Source organism: Streptococcus sp. KR, assembly GCF_002238115.1.
Taxonomy (GTDB): Bacteria; Bacillota; Bacilli; order Lactobacillales; family Streptococcaceae; genus Streptococcus.
Genome location: NZ_NGVM01000111.1, coordinates 1 through 585, shown reverse-complemented (window position 1 = coordinate 585; position 585 = coordinate 1). Strand labels below are relative to the sequence as shown.

Annotated in this window: 1 pseudogene; it reads right to left on the bottom strand. The window is 35.2% G+C overall.

Annotated elements, in window-relative coordinates:
* Positions 1-584: pseudogene (locus CBI42_RS11135) on the bottom strand (phage tail tip lysozyme); the annotation flags it as partial.
* Position 585 lies beyond the last annotated feature (1 nt).

Sequence of the window (585 nt, the reverse complement as noted above, 5' to 3'; positions counted from 1 at the left end):
CCTTCACGTCCAAGGACATAAAGAAAAGTTTTGGCTTTCCTACTGACTTTTTTGGACTTATAGGCTTGTTTAGTAGATTTTAGATTCTCTTTTGCGGCCTTGACTTCTTTCTTAGCTTTTAATTCTTCTAAACTCTTCCCTTGAAAGAAAAAATTAGATTTTTGTTTCGATTCCTGACCGTAGAGAAATTTTTGATTGATTTTTCTTTCTTTACGACTCTCTTTTCTTTCTTCTTTTGCTTCTACCTTAGCTTCTCTAAATTGCTTCTTGGCTATTTTCAATCGTTTCCTAGCATGAGGCAACCGTCTGTCTCTTAATTCTTTCCGATTCAAAAGAGATGGAGGACTATTTTGAAGAATATGATTGTAGTCTTCATTTGCTTGTCTTACTCTCTCCTTTGAAGCTTCTCTCATCTCCTCTAGCTTTTCTTTTATCTCTTTTTTCCATCTTTTTTCATCCAGTCCAGCGGAATCTTTTTTCTGTTTCCTCACCTCCTTCTTTCCTTGTTTCAAGAATTTCTTCTCATCTTTTAGACTTCTTCTAAATGCCTTTCGGGCACGTATGATTTCTCTTTTATCCTTCATT